Here is a 4,410-nt window from a genome sequence, read left to right on the forward strand (position 1 = left end):
GCTCAAAGTGCTGTGTTTGTAATAGCCAAGCGTCAATATCGATATTTAGGTGGTCCAATATGGGCGGTAAGTGTGTGGCTATAGCGCCTCGCTTGTCATCACGAATAGCGCGACCCGTCCAATCGACTAACTCAATATAATCGGCTAGGCCAAAAATAATCCCTGATTGCTCAGTATTTTTAAGGCTGCCTTCAAAGTGAAGTAATGGCTTAACGGGGAGGTCAAATTGTCGAATAGATTGCAGTACGGTTTGTTGCTTAACCGCTTCGCCTAAATCAAAGGTGGGGTTAATGCGTTCTTTGATGCTGGTATATTCTGAGGTTTCGGGTGTATCAGCCATGCAGGCACGCACTGGGTTGAGATCGACATACGCCATTGCGCTTAACAGAGCAGTTTCGGTAAGTAGGGCTTGCGACTTAAAACGACTTTCCCAAAAATGACCTGTGCAGTTATCCTCTTTATTTGCCTGGCGCGCAATGGGTTCGTTAAGGCATTTCATAAACCAGCTTAAGTTTTGCAGCCGCTTTTGATAGCACTCAATGCAATCACTTACGGCTTCTCGCTCAACCTTAGAGAGCTCCTCACCTGCTATATACCGCTGCACAATTGGCGAGCCTTTAAACAAGCAGCACCAGCGCTCTAAAATTTCTTTAGCAGACCATTGAGCCGCTTCTGCTGGGTTGAGTTTGATGACGAGGTGCAGGTGGTTACTCATAACGGCATAGGCGCAGATATCGATGGCAAATATGGAGCTTAATAGCCGTATGCGCTGCTGGATCAACGTACATGGATGTATTAATACTAGGAGCGCAGGAGCAAGCGAGTAGTGCAGCTGCGCCGATGCTCATAGCTTTTGCCATTAAATTTATCATAGCCACACAAAAAACTACGCCTCACGCAGCGCGTTGTGATGTCGTAAAAAGCGGTATCGCCTATCGAAACCAATTGCTTGCGCGGTTGTGTCATGTCTGCTTATCCAGTGTTTTATGATTTAACGTTAGCTAAGGCTGGGTAATCAGTCAAGTGGCGGTTTGTTTGAGGTTGTGTCTTCTTTACGCTCGAAAGGTGTTTTTGGTGTGCCTGTCTTTGAGAGCATGTCCTTGAGTACATCAAGTCGTATTGCATCAGGGTTTGGATGTGAGGCAGTCGGTTTGCAGTTGTCAGTGTCTTTTTCATCCGTGGCAGCATTTTAAGCTAGCTTACACAGCCTTATTTATATTACAAAGGCCCTTTTACTGCACTAATCCTATACAATTCATCCTATTGCGGAGTGAGTGCTTATGCCTCTTCCCATCATTATTGACTGACATTGGAGAGATATAGTATGCGCGCAGCTGGTTTTTTTAAACACCTACAGCAAGAGCTTGAGCAAGTCAAACTCGGTGGTTTATATAAATCTGAACGTATTATTACGTCGCAACAGCAAGCCAGTATTGATGTAAGCGGCCAACAGGTATTAAATTTTTGTGCCAACAATTATCTAGGGCTAGCTAATCATCCTGAGCTTGTAAAGGCGGCGCAAGAGGGGTTAGATGCACATGGTTTTGGTGTTGCCTCAGTGCGTTTTATTTGTGGTACACAAGATATACATAAAACACTCGAAGCTAAAATAAGTGAATTTTTACAAACCGAAGACACCATCTTATACGGCTCATGCTTTGATGCTAATGGTGGCCTATTTGAAACTATTTTGGGTGCGCAAGATGCGATCATCTCGGACTCGCTAAATCATGCCTCTATTATCGATGGTGTACGCTTATCAAAAACGAAGCGCTATCGCTATGCCAATAACGATATGGCCGACTTAGAAAAGCAGTTGCAGCAAGCTGTAGCTGATGGCGCTCGCTTTAAGCTCATTGCAACTGATGGCGTATTCTCTATGGATGGCGTTATTTGTGATTTAAAAACAGTATGTGATTTGGCTGATAAATACGATGCATTAGTGATGGTCGATGACTCCCATGCTGTAGGTTTTGTGGGTGAAAACGGTCGTGGCACACCCGAGTACTGCGGTGTAATGGATAGAGTTGATATTATTACAGGTACGCTCGGTAAGGCATTAGGTGGTGCTTCTGGCGGTTATACGACAGGCAAAAAAGAAGTTGTTGAATGGTTGCGCCAGCGCTCTCGCCCTTATTTGTTTTCTAACTCGGTGGCGCCTTCTATTGTTACCGCCTCGATTAAAGTTTTAGAGATGTTAGAAACAGGGTCTGAGCGGCGCGATCAGCTGTGGGCCAACGCCGCTTATTTTCGTGAGCATATGGAGGCGGCTGGCTTTACCTTAGCAGGCAAAGATCACGCGATTATTCCGGTTATGTTAGGTGATGCACAGCTAGCTTCGGATATGGCCGAAAAAATGCTGCAAGAGGGTATTTATGTTGTTGGCTTTAGCTTTCCTGTTGTGCCAAAAGGTCAGGCGCGCATCAGAACTCAAATATCGGCAGCACATACTAAAGCGCAATTAGATAAAGCGATTGCGGCCTTTATTAAAGTGGGTAAAGAGTTAAAGGTTATTCAATAATATGACAATGAAAGCGTTAGCAAAAACAAAATCGGAAGTCGGTATTTGGATGACTCAGGTCGATAAGCCAAAGATGGGCCACAACGACTTGCTAATTAAAATCCGTAAAACGGCTATTTGTGGCACTGACATGCATATTTATAACTGGGATGAGTGGGCGCAAGCTACTATTCCTGTACCGATGGTAGTTGGCCATGAATATGTCGGTGAAGTCGTTGATATGGGACAAGAGGTTCGCGGTTTTAGCGTGGGTGATCGGGTGTCGGGTGAGGGTCATATTACGTGTGGTTATTGTCGTAATTGCCGAGCTGGCAGGGTGCATTTGTGTCGCAATACTGTGGGCGTAGGGGTTAACCGCGAAGGCAGTTTTGCGGAGTATTTGGTTATTCCTGCATTTAATGCCTTTAAAATTCCCGATAATATCCCTGACGATTTAGCGGCTATTTTTGATCCGTTTGGCAATGCAGTGCATACCGCATTATCGTTTGATTTAGTGGGCGAAGATGTGCTTATTACCGGTGCGGGGCCAATTGGTATTATGGCTGTAGCTGTTGCTAGGCATGTTGGTGCCCGGCATGTTGTGGTTACCGATGTAAACCCTTACCGTTTAGCGCTTGCTAAAAAAATGGGTGCAACCTGCGCGGTTGATGTCTCTCAGCAAAAGCTAAAAGACGTTATGCTGGAGCTGGGTATGACAGAAGGTTTTGATGTGGGGTTAGAAATGTCTGGAGTGCCAATGGCCTTTAACGACATGCTCAACAATATGAATAACGGTGGTAAAATTGCCATGCTAGGTATACCGCCTTCAGATATGGCGGTAGATTGGAATCAAGTGATTTTTAAAGGCTTGGTCATTAAAGGTATTTACGGTCGTGAAATGTTTGAAACTTGGTACAAAATGGCCAGTTTAATTCAATCTGGGTTAGATATTTCACCTATCATTACCCATCAATACCCAATAGATCAATTCCAGCAAGGCTTTGACATGATGGGCTCTGGGCGTTCAGGTAAAGTTATCCTTAATTGGGATTAATCTAGGCAAAAATCACTGAGACACAAAAATAACCCAGACAGGCATGCCAAAAAGGAAATGACACTAACTTTTATCGACTATCGTATCGCCATGCTAAAACAATCACTAACAACGTATGTATGCAATAAAAAGCAGAAATAACCCAAGCTAATAACTTTAACACCACTCGTTTAAGGGCGAGTGGTGTTTTTTCGTTTATACCTAACTGGATATTTTTGTGTCTTTGCGAGCACCGTTCGCGGGTAGGCTTTTCGCTTTCTTTTCTCCGGTAATATTAGTGTAGTGGTCAATAAAAACCGGAGAACTTAACAGGCGGATATCCACATATGCTACAGGTTGATTATGGCCTGCCTTTTTTCTGCTGTAATGGGTGGTAATCCATTGTTGTGTGTATGTGGTCGATCATTATTGTAATAATCATCAATATAACTGCTCACATCCAACACGGCGTCATCAAAACTTTCGTAGCCTAAGCGCGGCATGCGTTCTGTTTTAAAGGCTCGAAAAAAGCGTTCCATCGGAGCGTTATCCCAGCAGTTTCCTCGTCGGCTCATACTTTGTAATACGCCGTTATTTTTGAGCGTATCGCGAAACTGATGGCTTGTATAATGGCAACCTTGGTCAGAATGAAAGTAAGCGTCCAGCCAACCACACCTTAAACACTCGATACCCCGGTCGTAAACTGATGCCTTTTCCAGAAAAGGGCATATCTCATGAAACGAAGAACCGAAGCTGAGTGGCAGGCGCTTATTAAAGAGCAAGCGCAATCCGGGCTAACTGCCACGGAATTTTGCAAACAGCGAGGCATCAGCGGCAAGTATTTCAGTCTGCGAAAGCAGCGGTTGTTAAAAACAGA

General features: G+C 44.4%; 4 protein-coding genes and 1 pseudogene. 3 read left to right on the forward strand and 2 right to left on the reverse strand.

Annotation, left to right across the window (positions count from 1 at the left end; all coding sequences use genetic code 11):
- Positions 1–715: hypothetical protein (locus AC438_RS16080; RefSeq protein WP_053982283.1), on the reverse strand; the 715-nt coding region annotated here is incomplete at its 3' end.
- Between the two features lie 609 nt (positions 716–1,324).
- On the opposite strand from AC438_RS16080, the gene AC438_RS16090 reads away from it, so the two are divergent.
- Both AC438_RS16090 and tdh read left to right on the forward strand, forming a co-directional pair.
- On the forward strand, positions 1,325–2,521 hold the full coding sequence (locus AC438_RS16090; protein WP_053982285.1) for a glycine C-acetyltransferase: 1,197 nt from the start codon (positions 1,325–1,327) through the stop codon (positions 2,519–2,521).
- 7 nt (positions 2,522–2,528) lie between these two features.
- Positions 2,529–3,554, forward strand: coding sequence for an L-threonine 3-dehydrogenase (gene tdh, locus AC438_RS16095; protein WP_053982286.1), 1,026 nt, complete (start codon positions 2,529–2,531; stop codon positions 3,552–3,554).
- 329 nt (positions 3,555–3,883) lie between these two features.
- Here tdh and AC438_RS17020 read toward each other — a convergent pair.
- Positions 3,884–4,186: pseudogene (locus AC438_RS17020) on the reverse strand (integrase core domain-containing protein); the annotation flags it as partial.
- A gap of 81 nt (positions 4,187–4,267) precedes the next feature.
- Here AC438_RS17020 and tnpA point away from each other — a divergent pair.
- On the forward strand, positions 4,268–4,410 hold a 143-nt coding region (gene tnpA, locus AC438_RS17465; protein ID WP_420798153.1), incomplete at its 3' end, for an IS66 family insertion sequence element accessory protein TnpA.

This window comes from Marinagarivorans algicola, from assembly GCF_001292705.1.
Classification (GTDB): Bacteria; Pseudomonadota; Gammaproteobacteria; order Pseudomonadales; family Cellvibrionaceae; genus Marinagarivorans; species Marinagarivorans algicola.